Below are 14,777 nucleotides of genomic sequence, written 5' to 3'. Positions count from 1 at the left end.
GCGTGTGACCCGGCTGGCCGACATCCTTCGGGTGGGGTAGATTCCACATCGAGTTCGTGCCGGGCGCGGACCGACCCGCGGGGGACTAGCGGGAGGGACTAGGACAGTGGGGACCAAGGGGTCTGTGGCTGAGCGTATCGATACGGCCGAACGTGAGATCCGGGTGCTCGTCGAGAACGGCGAGTACTGGCTGCGCAATCGCGGCGATATCGCGATGATGGTGATCACCGTCGAGCGGATCCGCGCGCACTGGCCACGGGCGCGCATCGGTGTGCTGACCCATCAGCCCGGCGTACTACGGGGTTTGGTGCCGACGGCCGAACCGATCTGCGGGCCCGATTGGCGCTGGGGTTCGGACGGTTGGCAAGCAGTGTTGTCGCGCACCGCGGGCACGAAAGTGGTGGGCCCGGCGGCATTGTGGTGGCGGGCGACCACGGACGGACCGAAGGACCGGCTGCGCGCCATCCGCACCCGCGCCCGCGGTGAGACCGATGATGCCGAGGCGAGTCCGGTGGCGCCGGAACTCGAATTTCCGGTGGAGATTCCGGCGGCGGTCGAACAGTCCTCGCTGGTACTCGCGATCGGCGGCGGCTATCTGACCGATGTCGACCGCTATCAGGCGCATCGCACCCTCAACCTGCTCGAATACGCCTGCGCGCGTGGCATTCCGACGGCGCTGATCGGGCAGGGCATGGGACCCATGCGCGATCCCTATCTGGTCCGCAGGGCCGGCGAGGTGCTGCCGAAGGTCGACTTCGTCGCGCTGCGCGAAGGACGGCGCGGACCGGAGCTGCTCGGCGCATTCGGCGTCGAGTCGGACCGGGTGCTGGTCACCGGTGACGATGCGGTCGAATTCGCCTATCGCAGTCGCGATGCCAGGATCGGTACCGAGATCGGCGTATGTCTGCGGGTCGCAGACTATGCGCAGGTCAGCCGCGAGGCCCAGGGGATTGTGGGGCAGGTGGTGCGCACCCGCGCCGCGGAGTTGGATGCCGGGCTGGTGCCGCTGATCATTTCCGAATACGCCTCCGAGGACCGCCTGTCGACGCTGCCGCTGCTGCTGGGGGCGGACAAGGCGCGGCCGCCGGTCGGTCGCGGTGGCACTCCGGCCGATGTCGCCCGGCAGGTCGGGCGGTGTCGCGTACTGGTGACCAGTGCCTATCATCTGGCGGTCTTCGCGCTGTCGCAGGGAATTCCGGCCGTCGGCATTACCGCCTCGGAGTATTACGACGATAAATTCCACGGGTTGGCACAGATGTTCGGGACCGGTCTGCGCGTGGTGCATCTCAACGATCCCGAACTGGAACAAGAATTGACCATGGCGTTGGACGAGCTGTGGGACGATGCACCTGCGCTCCGGGATCCGCTGCAACAGCAGGCCGTCGAACAGATCGACACCGGTCGCAGTGGTTTGGCACGAGTATTCGGATTGGTGGAAAACGGACCGGTGCGGCCGGTCCCGCGAGCAGGGGGATAACTGTCGTGACGACACTGTCGGTCTGCGTTCCGGCCTACAACTCCGGCCGGACCCTCGCCACCACCCTGCGATCCATCCTCGATCAGGATGCGGAATTCGAACTGGTCGTCCTGGACAACGCGAGCGCCGACGATACCTCGCACGTCGCGAAGTCGTTCGACGATCCACGAATCCGGTTACTGCGCAATGACACCGTGCTGGCCATCGGAGACAACTGGGACAAGGCGATCCGAGCCTGCACCGGAAAACTCGTCAAGGTCGTGTGCGCCGACGACATACTGCGTCCCGGTGCGCTCAACACGCAACTCGAGGTGATGGCCGATCCGGCGATCGCCATCTCCTCCAGCCGCTTCGAGGTGATCGACGAGGCGGGGCAGGTGCTCGAGACCGGGCTCGGACTGGCCGGACTGCTCGGCAGGCAGACTCCACGCGCTTTGGCACGCACCATCGTGCGCCGCGGCCCTGCGGACTTCGGCCCGACAGCCGCGGCCATGTTCTATCGCGAGCACTACGTCCGCGTCGGCGGTTTGCGCGGTGACCTGGTCTTTCCGATGGACGTCGACCTGTTCGCGCGGGTCTCGTCCTTCGGCGTCTTCTTCGGCATGACCGAAATCCTGGCCGCGTGGCGCAATTCGTCGTTCAACCTGTGCAGCCAGACCTCCACCGTCAGCAAGCTGACCGATATGTATCGCTTCCACCACCGCATCGCCAATGACTGTCCGGACCTGGTCCACCGCGGCGATGTGCTGGCCGGTGATGCTCGCCTGGCCAAGGCCGCGCTGCACCGCCTGCGCGTGCGCACGGTCGCCACCGTCCGCAAACGCCCGGATTTGCTGGTCTGACATATGAACTGGCCGTTGCGCCGAGTTGCCGACGTGGTGAATCCCGGATCCGCAACCTAAAGAGACTGTTAACTAATCCGTTGCGGGCGCGCGCCGTGCGGCGAGTCGAAGTAGACAGGTGACGGGGACTCGCGGCAGGAAGCGTTGGTGGATGGTTATTGATCATGTGTCGCGGGGTGCGTTGCTATCGAGCACAGTGCCGGACGAGCGTGGGCGGTTCGGTGAGTTCGGTGGCAGGTATGTTCCCGAAGGTCTGATGGCGGCGCTGCTGGAGTTGGAGCAGACGTATGCGCTGGCGCGGGCCGATGCCGGATTCCGTGATGAACTCCGCGAATTGCTGCGCACCCGGGTCGGCCGTCCGACGCTGCTGCATCAGGTGCCGCGCTTCGCCGAGTTGCTCGCGGTGCCCGGCGTGCGGGTGTATCTGAAACGCGAGGATATGACGCATACCGGTGCGCACAAGATCAACAACGCAGTGGGCCAGGGATTGCTCGCCAAGCGGATGGGCAAGACGCGGATCATCGCCGAGACGGGTGCCGGTCAGCACGGGGTCGCGGTGGCGACCGTCTGCGCGATGCTCGGCATGTCGTGCGTTATCTATATGGGCGCACACGATATGCGTCGCCAGGCGTCCAATGTCATGCGGATGACGCTGCTCGGCGCCGAGGTGCGTCCGGTGGAGACCGGCAACCGCAGACTCAAGGAGGCCATCAGCGAATCGGTCCGCGATTGGGTGTCGAATCTCGACACCACGCACTATCTGTTCGGCACCTCGGCAGGGCCCGCGCCGTATCCGATGATCGTGCGCGATCTGCAGACCGTGATCGGCACCGAGACCCGACTGCAGATCCTGAAAGCCGAAGGTCGACTACCGGATTACCTCGTGGCCTGCGTCGGCGGCGGCAGCAATGCCATCGGCCTGTTCCACCCCTTCGTCGATGAACCGAACGTCCGGTTGATCGGTGTCGAGGCGGCGGGACTCGGCGTGGAAACCGGTGCGCACGCCGCCACCCTCAGCGCGGGCAGTCCTGGCGAAATGGACGGCGCCTATAGCTATCTGCTGCAGGACGACGACGGACAGGTCACGCGGACCCACAGCATCGCCGCCGGACTCGACTATCCGGGCGTCGGCCCGGAACTGAGCTATCTCAAGGACACCGGTCGCGTCAGCTACCGCACCGCCACCGACACCGTGGCCTTGCGCGGTCTGCATGCGCTGACGCGCACCGAGGGCATCATTGCGGCCCTCGAATCCGCCCATGCCGTCGGCTATGTCCTGGAACTTGCCGAGCGCGGTGACCTGCCTGCCGACTCGATCGTTGTACTCGGCCTTTCCGGTCGCGGCGACAAGGACCTCGCCATCGCGGCCGAACGTCTGGCCGGATAACCGACCCACTGCCGCATGCCAGGATGGTCGAATGACCAACGGGGCGAACCGAATTGCCGAGCATACGGTCGAGCTGATGATGGACTACGGCCAGTTCTGCATCGACGGCGGACACACAGATCCGGATTCCGAACTCGACCTACTCGATCAGGCATTGGCGCAACAGCCGTGCGCGGGCGACGGTACCGCATTGCTCGTGCTGAACGGCGGTGTGACGCCCGACGACCGGGCGTCACACCGCCGTGTACTGCCCGACTCAGATGGTCCAGAGCCGGCCGTAGGTGTACACCGCGTCACCGTTGGCGCTGATCACCCGCACGAACGGGCGAATGGTGGTCTGTCCGAGCACACCGGTGACGGTGCCGTGGAAGCCGGACATCCGGATGAAACCCTCCGGGCCGGAGACGTCGCCGCCGGTGCACTCGAAGGTTTGGATGCCGGGGCCGAAGCCCACCTCGATTTCGATGCCCGCCCGCGGGATCAGGCCATCGAGCTTGAGCACCGAGCCGTCGGCGCCGCCGAGATCGAGACCGAGATCCGGTGTGTACCACTGGAATCTGAGCCGCCCGTTCAGCGTGGCCGGGTAGCCGACCTGATAGCCGATGGTGATATGGCCCGCCCAGTCCTGGGCGTTCGGCCCGGTGACGTGGTAGGCGGCCTCCCCGTTGTGGAACCACTCGCGGGTCAGCGGATTGCCGTCCAGCGGTGGTACGAAATCGATCCGGGTATCGGATTGGATCGCCTCGACCGTCCGATCCTGCCGATCGACGATCTGACCGGTGCTGTCGATCGCCGCGGCCGCGGCACCGGTGGTACAGGCCAGACCAGTAGCCATCACCGAGGCCAGTACGAACGCGCGCAAACTCCGACTACGGAGTGTGTTCTCCCTCATCAGTATTCCCTCAGGTTCCCCAATAGCAGATGTTGTAACAGCAAGACGCGCAACGCCGACGCCGATCCCACAGCGGCGCAGCGAATTCATGGCATACGGTCACCGCCCTTCCGAGGGGCCGGCCGGGTCGTCGACGACCCAGCGGCCGTCGAGTTCGGGCAACCTGGCACGGACCTCCGGGAGCAGATCGCGCAGGGTCAGCAGCACGAAATCCGGTCGGGCGGAGACGAGTTCGGCCGGTGAGATGATCGGGATATCGGTTCCGGGCATCCGGCGGCCCTGTTTGGCGGGCGAGGCGTCGGCGACCGCCGCGACGAGTCCGCGGTGCACCCCGGCGATACTGAAAAGCGCAACCGCGCGCGATGCCGCGCCATACGCGTACACCCGCCTGTGGCGCGCCGACATCGCCACGAGCCAGCGGTGCAGGTGTCGGGCATGCTCGTCGGCCGTGCGCTGAAGACCTTGTAGTGCAACGAGTTCGGTGTATTCGGACTCGGCAGCGCGAATGGCGCGCACGGACCGGTCGGGTTCGACCGTACCGTGCACCGCGCCGATCAGGACGGTGCCGCCATACAGATCGAACTCCCACGCCGTCGTGACACTCATCCCCGCGCCCGCGAGCAATCGGTGCACTGCGCCGAGCGAGTAATACGCGAAATGCCCATGCCGCAATGTATTCCACTGACCCGCAGCGACAACGGTGGCCAGCGAGTGGTACTGGAGCAGCAGCAGACCCGCGGGCGCGGTCGCCGCGGCCCGCTGCGCGAAGGCGGCCCGCTGATCCGGTTCGTGCATGATGCCGAAGCAGTCGAGCACCACATCGGCGACCCCGTCGCCGGATTCGAACCCGCGCCCCGCGAGCAATGGCAGCCAGGTACCGCCGTGCGGACTGCCGAATTCGCGCACGGTCCGCCCGCGCAGCAGACCGGCGCGTGCGACCCGAGCCACGGCCTCGGCAGCCTGATCGCGCAGCGCCTGCGGTTCGACACCGCGCGGCTCCGCGGTGCGGGTGTCGTCATCGGCCAATTGCGCCAACCCGCAGCCACCGCACACATCCATGCGCAGCGGATGCGCGATCTCGGTCGTTTCGATCGCACTGCCCGCGAGCGGAAAGTGGTCGGCGGCGGGGACTTTGCCGAGATCGAGCACCGGAGTGAGTTCGCTACTCGAGCAGCCGCGACAACCGCGACCCGGGACCGCGCCGTTCATGACACGATGGCCTGGTGCGTATCGAACACACCGATCTCGCCGATGTCCTGGTGCTCGTGCCCGAACCCTTTCGGGACGACCGCGGCCTGTTCACGCGCACCTTCGACGCCACGGAGTTCGACGACCACCTCGGCGCACCGGGTACGGCAGCCACATTCGTGCAGGATTCGCAATCCCGTTCGGCGCGCGGCGTGATCCGAGGCATGCACGGACGCTCCGGTCGAGGTGAGGCGAAGCTGGTGCGCTGCGCGCACGGCGCGGTGCACGATGTGCTGGTCGATATCCGGCCGGACTCGCCGAGCTTCGGGCGCCAGCAGGCATTTCGGCTCGATGACACCGAATTCCGGCATCTCTATGTACCGCCCGGCTTCCTGCACGGCTTCCAGTCGCTCACCGCGACCGCCGATGTCTGCTATCGGATCGACCGTCCGCACGATCCGGCCGAGGACATCGGCGTCGCCTACGACGATCCGGAACTGGCCATTGTCTGGCCGCTGCCGGTCACCGTGGTCTCGGCCCGCGACCGCGCCGCAGGCAGTTGGCGCCAGCTGCTCACGACTACGCCTCGCTGACGCTCGGCTCCGTCGTGCGCAGCAGGCGCGCTGTGCCCATGGTTCACTCGCTGACGCTCGCTCACGACTACGCCTCGCTGACGCTCGGCTCCCTCGTGCGCAGCAGGCGCGCTGTGCCCATGGTTCACTCGCCGACGCTCGCTCAGGAAACTGCGGTCTGCTGAGCCTCGGACGCGCTGGTCCGACGCATCGACGCGTCCAGCACCCCGGTATCTCGCAATTTCTCGAGATGTGGCAACCGGGTGAACCGGTGGAAGAAATCCTCACTGGTGAGTCCCCTCGCGGTGTATTCGCGATACAGCTGCTCGGCCCCGGCGGCCACCGTCCAGGTTGCGCGGTAGCCGAGAGCCGAACGGGCGGCGGAGAAGTCGACGCGGTAGGACCTCGGGTCCGCGCCACTCTCGCCGGTGATGGACAGCCGTGCACCCGGTACCGCATCCACCACGGCTTTGGCGATATCGGCCACCGTGAGGTTGTTCGCCTCGGTGCCGATATTGAACGCCCGGCAGTCGATCGCCGCCCGCGGCGCGCTCAGGCAGGTGGCGAAGGCCTTGGCGATATCGTCGGCATGCACCAGCGGCCGCCACGGCGTCCCGTCCGAGAGCACCTTCACCTCGCCGGTCAGCACCGCGTATCCGACCAGATTGTTGAGCACGATATCCGCGCGCAGTCGCGGCGAGAATCCGAATGCCGTTGCGTTGCGCAGGAATACCGGCGTGAAGTCGGCATCCGCGAGCGCCGCGACATCGTCCTCCACGCGTACTTTGCTCTCGGCATAGGGCGTGATCGGCCGCAGCGGGGCGTCCTCGGTGACCAGCTCCTCGCCAGCCGCGCCGTACACCGAACAGGTCGATGCGTACAGGAACCGCCGCACCCCGGCCGCCTTCGCGAGCCGGGCCAGTCGCACCGACGCGTGATGATTGATGGCATAGGTGATTTCGGGATCGAGTGCGCCCAGGGGATCATTGGACAGCGCCGCGAGATGGATCACCGCATCGAATCCGATGAGCTGCTCGACGGTCACGTCGCGCAGGTCGACCGCGAGCCCTGGCGGATCGCCGGGCAGTCGACCGAGGACACAATCGGCGAAGAATCCGGTGTCGAGTCCGACCACCTCGTGCCCTGCGGCCCGCAGCACCGGTGCCATCACCGTGCCGAGATAGCCCTGATGTCCGGTGAGCAGTACACGCATGCCCACATCATTCGAAGTCAATTGAGCTCCAGTAATCATGACAGACCAAAATCGACGACGACCTTGTCGACAACGAATGCTTCGGCATGCCGAACCCGGCATTGCACCCCACGCAGCCGGGACAGACCGGTGAACGACTGCTCGTCGAACCAGTCCCGCCCCAGTTGCGAAGGGTAGTGCTTGTGCAGCAGCCGCGCCTTTTCCTCGGCGAATTCCGTTGCGATCGGGACGAATACGGTTGGGGTCGGGGTATCGGTCTCCCACTTCGGAATCTCGTAGCCGAGCACCAGATGATCCCGGAATTCGGTGGGTACCAGTTCGGCAAGGAGGCGATGGTCCTGATGCGCGTCGCCGCGCTGCGGTGCGAAGACGAGATCCGGTTCGGTGCTCGCGCGGAAGGTGGCCAGCGCCTGCTTGATCCGGTCCCAGTGCGCCGGTGCTCGGCCGTCGGGCAGGTCGAGCACCGTGACGTGCAGATCCGCATCCGGACAGAACGCGGCCAGCGCGGCCCGCTCCTCGTCCGCGCGCACTGTGCCCGCACCGGTGAGCACCAGTGCGTGCACCCGCAGCCCGGAATGCTTGCGCGCCACCGTGAGTAGCGTCGCGCCCATGCCGATCGCGATGTCGTCACAGTGTGCGCCGAGCACCGCGATCTCGGTCAGTGACCCGGTGGTCAGCGCGATCATGCGAACTGTTTCTCCCAGACCATCCATGGGCGGATGCCGGATCGGTATGCCGCGTCGAGTTCGGCGCGCTCCTTGAAGGTGTCGGCGGGCTTCCAGAAGCCCAGATGCTGATAGCCGTAGAGTCGGCCCTGTCCGGCCAGCCTGCCGCAGGCGTCGGCCACCAGATCACCGCCGGGCGGGAGCAGATCGAGAACCTCGTGGCTGAGCACGAAGTATCCGCCGTTCTCCCACAGCGGCATCGACGAAACCGGCCGGATCTCCTTGACCTCGCCGCTGGGTTTGATATCGACGCAGTGGAAGGACTGCTGCGGCGGTACCACCATCATCGAGGCCGCCGCGCCGGAAGCCGCGAAGCGCTCGATCATTTCGTCCAGCGGTGCGTCGGTGAGCACGTCGGCGTAGTTGGCCAGGAAGGTTTGCTCGCCCTCGAGATATGGGCGCACCCGGCGCAGCCGCTCGCCGATGGCCGAGTCGAGGCCGGTGTCGACGAAGGCGATCGACCAGTCGCTGATATCGGTGCGCAGCAACTCCACCGAACCGTCGCGGATGACGAAGTCGTTGGAGACCGACTCCTGGTAGGTCAGGAAGAAGTTCTTGATGTGCTCGGCCCCGTAGCCGAGGCACAGAATGAAATCCTTGTGGCCGAAGTGTGCGTAATAGCGCATCACATGCCACAGCAATGGCCGTGGGCCGACCAGTTGCATCGGCTTCGGCAGCATGTCGGAGCCGTCGCGCATCCGCATCCCGTACCCGCCGCAGAACAGTACAACCTTCATCGCGCGTGCCTTCCCCTCGAATCAGCATTGGTTGTTTGCCCGAGCACGGCGCTGTGCAAAGTCGGTAGTGGATAGACCAGTTCGCCGCCCCACTCGGCGATGTGGCTCAGTTGTGCGGTGATCTCGGCCTCGAGATTCCACGGCAGCACCAGCACCACATCGGGTCGATCGAGATCGATGCGTGCGGTCGGGTAGATCGGGATCCGGGTGCCCGGGGTGAATCGCCCATGCTTGTAGGGATTTCGGTCGACCAGATAGCGCAGTAGGTCGGCACGGATCCCGCAGTAGTTGAGCAGCGTGTTGCCCTTGCCGGGCGCTCCGTAGCCGACCACCTGCCTGCCTTGTGCGCGCATGTCGAGCAGGAACCGCAGCAGTTCCTGACGGACCCGCCGCGCACTGGCCTCGAGGTGTCGATAGCCCTCGGCGCGGTGCAGGCCTGCGGTCTGCTCGCGGTGCAATACCTCGCGCGCCCGGCTGCTCGGTGCGTCCGCGACCGCCTCCGGCCGGGCCCACAGGCGGATCGACCCGCCGTGGGTGGCGACCAGTTCGACATCCACCACGGCCAATCCGGCGGTGGCCAGCGCCCGCTGAGCCGAGAGCATCGTGTAGTACTGGAAATGTTCGTGGTAGATGGTGTCGAACTGACCGAGCTCCATCAGGTTCAGCGCGTGGTGCACCTCGATCGAGAGCCAGCCGTCATCGGCCAGCAGTTCGCGCAGGGCGCGGGTGAATCCGCGCAGGTCGGGGACGTGCGCATAGACGTTGTTGGCGACGACCAGGTCCGCGGGACCGTGCTGGGCACGGATGCGCTTGGCGAATTCCTCGTCGAGGAAGGCGGTTTCGGTCGGCACACCGAGCTTGCGCGCGGCCGCGCCGACATTCACCGAGGGTTCGATGCCCAGGCACGGGATGCCCGCGGCGAGCATGTGTCGCAGCAGGTATCCGTCATTGCTCGCGGCCTCGACCACGAAGGAATCGGCGTCGAGGTCGAGCTTTTCGACAGCTTCGGAAACGAAGGCTTCGGCATGCTTGACCCAGCTATCGGAATACGACGCGAAATACGCGTATTCCGTAAAGGTCTCCTCCGGCGTGATCAATGCGGGGATCTGCAACAGTAGGCAGTCCTCGCAAATGCGCAGATGGAGGGGATAGGTCGGCTCGGGGAGGTCGAGTTCGTCCACCGTGAGAAATTTCTCGCACGGCGGTGTGGCGCCGAGGTCGAGCACACTCGACAAACGCTCGGAATCGCAAAGTCGACAACGCATCCTGGCCCCTGCCTCCTGTCGCGTGGAGCGGTCCGGCGAATTACCGGCATGCCCATCACGTCGACGCGATCAAGTGAGACGTTACAGCGAATCGCTTGCGTATGGCCCATGAAATCGGTTGGGCACTAGCGGTTTTCAGACGGTTTCGATGGCATTACGACCATTGGCTTTCGGGTGGCAAACAATTCCCTTGGTGGCGGAGCCCCCACTGTCACTTTCATTTGGTGTGGGCGCGGGTGCGCCACCTGCCGACTTTTCCGCGCGAAGCATTCCTGTCAAGGTTCGAAAAAAACCGACCGTCCGAATGTTGGCTATTCCGTGGAATACTTTGCGGCACTTTCTATTCGGCGTGTGGAACCGATTGTGTTCTGTAACAATCGCCTTCGGGCCGCCGACTGAAGGAGCATCCGAGGCGGCCGGATTGCGTCGAGGGGACCGATCGACGGGGATCGGGGGCAACGAAAAACTCCCAGGGGGAGGTGTTTGTTCAATGAGCTTCGAGCTCACCGACGATGACGACCTGGATTTCGCGGGCCCGTCACCTACCCTGCCGCGCTCCGAGCGCGAACGCTGGCAGACAGAATATGTACGGCGCTTGGCCGCAACGGATTTCGCGGTAGTCGCGGCGGCCGTCGGCTCGGCGCAGCTGATTCGATTCGGCGGACCCGTCGCACCACCGCTGGCCTGGCCGCTGCCCTACGAGGTCGGCTACACCGTTGTCTCGGTGTTGCTCGCGTTCGCCTGGCTTTCCCTCCTCGCGGCATGCAGTACCCGATCACCGCAGGTGGTGGGGTGTGGGTCCGAAGAGTACCGGCGGTTGGTTTCGGCCACCCTGCGGCTGTTCGGGGCATTGGCGATCATGTCGCTGATCTTCCAGATCGAGTTCGCGCGAGGCTATCTCGCGATCGCACTTCCGCTGGGTCTGTTCGGACTGATGGGCAGCCGGTTGCTCTGGCGGCTGCGCACCAGGCAGCGGCGCCGGCGCCACGGCGAATACCGCACCTCGGTGCTCGTGGTCGGCCGGCCCGAGGCCGCGCAGGCGATGGCGACCGCTTTCTCCCGCGATCCGGATTCCGGATATCAGGTTGTCGGGGTGTGTATTCCGGATGGCGGCACCGGTGCCACCGACTACGCGATCCGAGCATCCGGAAAGTCGTTCTCGGTGGTCGGCGACGATCGTTCGGTACTCGACGCGGTACGCCGCGGCGGTGCCGATACCGTTGCGGTGACAGCGACCGATCACCTCGGGCCCGTCGAATTGCGCCGGATGGCATGGGATCTGGATCCGCTGGGCGTCGAGTTGATCGTCGCACCCGGGGTCGTCGATATCGCGGGCACCCGGCTGACCAACCGCCAGGTCGCGGGCATGCCGATGTTGCATATCGCCAAACCGCAGTACGACCGCGCGAAGTCGACCGGTAAGGCGGTCTTCGACGTGTGCTTCGCCGGCGCGGTGCTGCTGGCGATCCTGCCCGCGATGCTCGGCATCGCGATGCTGGTCAAGCTGACGAGTCCCGGTCCGGTTTTCTACCGTTCGGAACGAATCGGGCGCGGCGGCAAGCCTTTCCAGATGATCAAGTTCCGGAGTATGTATGTCGACGCGGACCGCAATGTCGCGGCGCTCATCGAGGCCAACGGTGGCAATCCGGTGTTCTTCAAGATGAAAGACGATCCACGAATCACCCCGATCGGCACGATCATTCGCAAGTTCAGCCTCGACGAACTACCCCAGTTCATCAATGTGCTGCGCGGTGAGATGAGCGTGGTCGGCCCGCGTCCGCAGGTGCAGCGCGAGGTCGACACCTACGACGGAAATATGCGGCGCAGGCTGCTGGTCAAGCCGGGCGTCACCGGTCTGTGGCAGGTGAGCGGACGCTCGGATCTATCGCTCGAGGATGCCGTGCGCCTGGATCTGTCCTATGTCGAGAACTGGTCGATGATCCTGGATCTGCTGTTGATCGCCAAGACGATCGGCGCGGTTGCGCGCGGGGAGGGTGCGTACTGAACCGCGCCGCTCAGCTGGGGCGGCGGACCGGGAACTCGGCGGTGAGTTCGGCGAATACCGCGGTATTCAGCGCGAAGGCCCGCTGCCCCTCGTCGAGCACCCGGCGACGTTCGAGATCGTCGAGCGGCAATTGGTCGAGCAGCGCGCGGTATTCGCGTTTGAAGGCCGCCGGATTGCCGAGTGCGTCGAAGACGTAGAAGCGCACGCCGTCGCCGCGATGCGGGAGATTCCACAACTTCTCGGCGGTGCCCCGGATGACCTGTCCGCCCGAGAGGTCACCGAGATAGCGGGTGTAGTGGTGCGCGATATATCCGGCGGGCCACGCACGGGCGCATGCACCGATGCGGGCGGCGTAGGCAGCCGTCGCGGGCAGCGCTTGGAGGGCGTCACGCCAGTCGGGGCCGATCAGGTGCGCGAGGTCGCGTTCCAGTTCCGCGGTCCTGGCCAGCTCCGCACGAATGAACGGACCCGCGATGGGATCGTCGGCCAGGGCGTCCCAGCGGTCTTCCAGGGCACGGTAGATGAACCAGAGTTGGGCGGTGTAGCGGTGGTAGGAGTCGATGCCGAGTTCGCTGCCGAGCATGTCACTGATGAACGAGGAGTGCTCCGCCTCTTCGTGTTGCTGTGCGGTGGCGGTACGGATCGCTGTGGAAAACGGGACCGTATCCGACATTTCCGAACCACCTCACTGCTGCCGACGGGGTGGGTAGCTTTGGACACCCTAACCAACCCGTATAACCATACCGGCTGCACCTGGCAGCTACCCGTACATCATGATCGCCGACCGGATTCGCGACGTAGCGAAATTCGCGGCGACCGGCGTCGGCGCACGATGACCGGTCGGCGGATCGAGCCGAATCGGCTCAGGATGCGTGGCCTGCGCACGCTGCGGTCGAACCATTCGCCGAGGGTGACACCCGCGGCCAGCGCACAGCCGACGCCGACCGCCGCGAGCACCTGATTGGCTCCGATCAACAGCTCGTCGTTGAGCAGGGCGTAGAGCCCGCGATACACCTTGAGACCCGGCAGCAGCGGGGTGATGCCCGCGACCGCGACGACCAGTGGGGGAGTCAGTGCCCGGCGCGCCATCAGGCCACCGGCCAGACCGACCAGCGTCGCCGCGACCGCGGAGGAGATCACCGGGCCGAAGCCCAGATGCTGCACCAGCAGAAAGCAGATCGTGCCCGCGGCACCGCCGAATGCCGCCGCAGCGAGCGCCCGGCGTTCGGCATAGCAGGCGAGTGCGAACGCGAGCGCGGCCACCGCACCGGCCGCTATCTTGATCGGCAGATCGGTGATATCGCGGCTCGAGGTCAGATAGACCGGCGGGATGGTGGCGCCGAGGATATCGCCGACCCGCAGTGCCATCGCGATGCCCGCGATAATGCCACCGGTCATCATCATGACCTCGAGCATGCGGGCGGTCGCGGTGATCGGCGCGCCGGTTATCGCATCCTGCACGGCGCCGACCAGCTGCAACCCACTGAGCAGCACGGTGATTCCGGCCGCGATGATCAGTGTCGGGTCGACATCGATATGCAGGGTTGTCGCGAGGGTGGCCAGTAGTAGCGCGGGTGTCGCGGCGATGGCGCCGCCGGCCACATGCTGGAAGAAGAACGGCAGACCGTAGCGATTGAGGATGCGATTGACGCGGTCGATGGCCAGGGTCGTGCCGAAGCTGACCGCGGCGACCAGCCAGCCGCCCCCGAGCAGCGCCGCGATCGATGCGGCGAGCAGCGACCAGCCGAAGGTGGCGACCCAGCGGTGATACGGATGTGGTGCGGAGGTGATCGCGTCCAGGCGGGCCCGTGCATCCCCCGGTGGGACGACCTCGTTGCGGATGCGGCGGGTGAGCCGGTCGACCGCGGCGAGGCGGGTGAAGTCCAGGGACCGGTACTTGACCACCCGCATGGTGCTGGCGGGCGGCAGCATGGGGCCGCGGTCGGCCCAGATCCTGATCGCGTCGTAGGTGACATCGATATCGCACCGGGACAGGCCGTAGGTGGCGGCGATGAAACGCACCTGGGTCATCGTGTCGTTGACACCGGTACCGGAGGCGAGCACGACCTCACCCACCCGCACCGCCAGGTCGAGTACCTCCGCGACGCGCGCATCGTCGGTGAGATCGATGGGCTGTAGCGGTGTCGGTGCGGCGACGATGGTGTCGGCGGTGGCCGAACGATCGGCGACCAGCAGGTCGACCGCCTGTTTGACGACCGGAATGCGGGGTGCTCGGAGGAAGCGCAATCGAGGCCGCCGGGCCGCCTGATCGCCCGGGGCGGTGTCGTCTCCTCCGGTAAATGTGTCCGGACCCATGTGCGAGACCGTAGTCACCCGGGGCCATGGTTCGCATCCATCGTGGTCCAGGCGAGCATGTCGATGCTCAGACGGTTGTCCGGACACTTGGTCGAAGCCGCCAAAAGTGATAGAACTTGTTCTAATTTGCTGGCTCTTCGAGCGACTGGCAAGCAGTA

The 14,777-nt window shown here is 65.8% G+C and carries 13 protein-coding genes; 5 read left to right on the top strand and 8 right to left on the bottom strand.

All coding sequences use genetic code 11. The annotated features are described in order from the left end of the window. The first annotated feature begins 124 nt into the window (after positions 1-124). The 3 genes from AB0L58_RS06110 to trpB all read left to right on the top strand — a co-directional run bounded on the left by AB0L58_RS06110 (position 125) and on the right by trpB (position 3,706). Positions 125-1,477, top strand: a complete 1,353-nt coding sequence (locus AB0L58_RS06110; protein WP_364381906.1) for a polysaccharide pyruvyl transferase family protein — start codon at positions 125-127, stop codon at positions 1,475-1,477. Between the two features lie 5 nt (positions 1,478-1,482). Next, positions 1,483-2,319, top strand: a complete 837-nt coding sequence (locus tag AB0L58_RS06105) for a glycosyltransferase family 2 protein (protein WP_364381903.1) — start codon at positions 1,483-1,485, stop codon at positions 2,317-2,319. A 151-nt stretch (positions 2,320-2,470) separates the two neighbouring features. Continuing rightward, positions 2,471-3,706, top strand: coding sequence for a tryptophan synthase subunit beta (gene trpB / locus AB0L58_RS06100; protein ID WP_364381899.1), 1,236 nt, complete (start codon positions 2,471-2,473; stop codon positions 3,704-3,706). A gap of 256 nt (positions 3,707-3,962) precedes the next feature. Here the strand turns inward: trpB and AB0L58_RS06095 are convergent, their stop codons facing one another. Both AB0L58_RS06095 and AB0L58_RS06090 read right to left on the bottom strand, forming a co-directional pair. Continuing rightward, the gene (locus tag AB0L58_RS06095; protein WP_364381896.1) at positions 3,963-4,598 is read right to left on the bottom strand and encodes an MspA family porin; all 636 of its coding nucleotides are present in this window, start codon (positions 4,596-4,598) and stop codon (positions 3,963-3,965) included. Positions 4,599-4,697: 99 nt separating this feature from the next. Beyond that, the gene (locus AB0L58_RS06090) at positions 4,698-5,807 is read right to left on the bottom strand and encodes a methyltransferase domain-containing protein (RefSeq protein WP_364381893.1); all 1,110 of its coding nucleotides are present in this window, start codon (positions 5,805-5,807) and stop codon (positions 4,698-4,700) included. Positions 5,808-5,821: 14 nt separating this feature from the next. On the opposite strand from AB0L58_RS06090, the gene rfbC reads away from it, so the two are divergent. Next, a complete protein-coding gene (gene rfbC, locus AB0L58_RS06085) occupies positions 5,822-6,379 on the top strand; it encodes a dTDP-4-dehydrorhamnose 3,5-epimerase (RefSeq protein WP_364381890.1) in 558 nt (185 codons plus the stop codon). 142 nt (positions 6,380-6,521) lie between these two features. Here rfbC and AB0L58_RS06080 read toward each other — a convergent pair whose 3' ends face one another. The 4 genes from AB0L58_RS06080 to AB0L58_RS06065 are packed head-to-tail and all read right to left on the bottom strand — an operon-like array spanning position 6,522 to position 10,298. Beyond that, complete coding sequence (locus tag AB0L58_RS06080; protein WP_364381887.1) at positions 6,522-7,571, bottom strand: SDR family oxidoreductase; 1,050 nt, start codon at positions 7,569-7,571, stop codon at positions 6,522-6,524. A 35-nt stretch (positions 7,572-7,606) separates the two neighbouring features. Further along, on the bottom strand, positions 7,607-8,257 hold the full coding sequence (locus AB0L58_RS06075; protein ID WP_364381884.1) for a PIG-L family deacetylase: 651 nt from the start codon (positions 8,255-8,257) through the stop codon (positions 7,607-7,609). Further along, the gene (locus AB0L58_RS06070; RefSeq protein ID WP_364381882.1) at positions 8,254-9,033 is read right to left on the bottom strand and encodes a glucose-1-phosphate cytidylyltransferase; all 780 of its coding nucleotides are present in this window, start codon (positions 9,031-9,033) and stop codon (positions 8,254-8,256) included. The genes AB0L58_RS06075 and AB0L58_RS06070 overlap by 4 nt, the downstream gene beginning before the upstream one ends. Beyond that, a complete protein-coding gene (locus tag AB0L58_RS06065; RefSeq protein WP_364381879.1) occupies positions 9,030-10,298 on the bottom strand; it encodes a class I SAM-dependent methyltransferase in 1,269 nt (422 codons plus the stop codon). The genes AB0L58_RS06070 and AB0L58_RS06065 overlap by 4 nt, the downstream gene beginning before the upstream one ends. 490 nt (positions 10,299-10,788) lie before the next feature. On the opposite strand from AB0L58_RS06065, the gene AB0L58_RS06060 reads away from it, so the two are divergent. Further along, positions 10,789-12,303 carry a sugar transferase gene (locus tag AB0L58_RS06060; RefSeq protein WP_364381876.1) on the top strand — a complete coding sequence of 505 codons (1,515 nt, stop codon included), beginning with the start codon at positions 10,789-10,791 and terminating at the stop codon, positions 12,301-12,303. Between the two features lie 10 nt (positions 12,304-12,313). On the opposite strand, the gene AB0L58_RS06055 is transcribed toward AB0L58_RS06060, so the two are convergent. Further along, positions 12,314-12,976: a biliverdin-producing heme oxygenase gene (locus AB0L58_RS06055; RefSeq protein WP_364381873.1), complete on the bottom strand. Its 663-nt coding sequence runs from the start codon at positions 12,974-12,976 to the stop codon at positions 12,314-12,316. 98 nt (positions 12,977-13,074) lie between these two features. Then, entirely contained in the window at positions 13,075-14,619 is a 1,545-nt protein-coding gene (locus tag AB0L58_RS06050) for a threonine/serine exporter family protein (protein WP_364381870.1), read from the bottom strand. Positions 14,620-14,777 lie beyond the last annotated feature (158 nt).

The sequence above is a fragment of the Nocardia sp. NPDC052112 genome, from assembly GCF_040680135.1.
Classification (GTDB): Bacteria; Actinomycetota; Actinomycetes; order Mycobacteriales; family Mycobacteriaceae; genus Nocardia.
Note: the sequence above shows the minus strand (reverse complement) of the source record. Positions and strands in the feature narration are given on the sequence as shown.

Coding starts and splice junctions, on each gene's coding strand:
- AB0L58_RS06090 (WP_364381893.1), bottom strand. CDS start 5,807: ATGAACGGCGCGGTCCCGGGTCGCGGTTGTCGCGGCTGCTCGAGTAGC.
- AB0L58_RS06050 (WP_364381870.1), bottom strand. CDS start 14,619: ATGGGTCCGGACACATTTACCGGAGGAGACGACACCGCCCCGGGCGAT.
- AB0L58_RS06075 (WP_364381884.1), bottom strand. CDS start 8,257: ATGATCGCGCTGACCACCGGGTCACTGACCGAGATCGCGGTGCTCGGC.
- AB0L58_RS06095 (WP_364381896.1), bottom strand. CDS start 4,598: ATGAGGGAGAACACACTCCGTAGTCGGAGTTTGCGCGCGTTCGTACTG.
- AB0L58_RS06080 (WP_364381887.1), bottom strand. CDS start 7,571: ATGCGTGTACTGCTCACCGGACATCAGGGCTATCTCGGCACGGTGATG.
- AB0L58_RS06060 (WP_364381876.1), top strand. CDS start 10,789: ATGAGCTTCGAGCTCACCGACGATGACGACCTGGATTTCGCGGGCCCG.
- AB0L58_RS06065 (WP_364381879.1), bottom strand. CDS start 10,298: ATGCGTTGTCGACTTTGCGATTCCGAGCGTTTGTCGAGTGTGCTCGAC.
- trpB (WP_364381899.1), top strand. CDS start 2,471: ATGGTTATTGATCATGTGTCGCGGGGTGCGTTGCTATCGAGCACAGTG.
- AB0L58_RS06055 (WP_364381873.1), bottom strand. CDS start 12,976: ATGTCGGATACGGTCCCGTTTTCCACAGCGATCCGTACCGCCACCGCA.
- AB0L58_RS06070 (WP_364381882.1), bottom strand. CDS start 9,033: ATGAAGGTTGTACTGTTCTGCGGCGGGTACGGGATGCGGATGCGCGAC.